Below are 646 nucleotides of genomic sequence, written 5' to 3'. Positions count from 1 at the left end.
CCATACAGCCGCAAATACTTCATACAATTCTGATGACTTATGATCTAATGGGGATAAATCTGTTCGCATGATGTTTTCATTTGTAGTACTGACAATCTCAACTCGGATACCTTCTGCTTCTCGCTCTTTAATGTAACTATCAAATTGCACACAACCTGGCATCTGCCCATAAGCTTTAAATTCCCATTCACTGGAGCATATTGTGTAGTTGGGTTTATAGACTGTCTTCTTTTTCCCGTCCTCATCAACAATAATCGAGTCAATATAATAACCTTTTTTGCTCAATTCTTTATCAATCCCTTCTTTTTTCCTTGGAACCACGCCCACCCTGATTTATAACCCCGGGCTTTCGCAATTCCATATAAATCTTCCATGGTCTGCGCCTCACTGGGCTTCATTCGACCAAAACGAACCGAGTTGTACTCACTCTTCATATCCAGCCGACCATGAATCTGTTCGAGCCTCACTTCGTGGTCTACCTCCATCTCAGACTCTGTCCGCTGAATAGCTTTCCCACACACCGGACAGACTGTGGATGAAGCCGGGATCACCGCATAACAGAACTCACAAGTTCTGATTGGTACGGCATCGCTCTCTTTCTTCTTACGCTTCTTACGGTCGTCAAGTGTCCAAGTGTGCTCATCAT

2 protein-coding genes are annotated in these 646 nt (G+C 43.8%); both read right to left on the bottom strand.

The genetic code is table 11. The annotated features are described in order from the left end of the window. On the bottom strand, nucleotides 1-285 hold a 285-nt coding region (locus ACYVN4_RS45065; protein ID WP_460730459.1), incomplete at its 3' end, for a hypothetical protein. Next, nucleotides 282-646, bottom strand: a 365-nt coding sequence (locus ACYVN4_RS45060; RefSeq protein ID WP_460730457.1) for a hypothetical protein, incomplete at its 5' end; no start/stop codon positions are given. The genes ACYVN4_RS45060 and ACYVN4_RS45065, both read right to left, overlap by 4 nt.

This window comes from Nocardia heshunensis (assembly GCF_054782115.1).
Note: the sequence above shows the minus strand (reverse complement) of the source record. Positions and strands in the feature narration are given on the sequence as shown.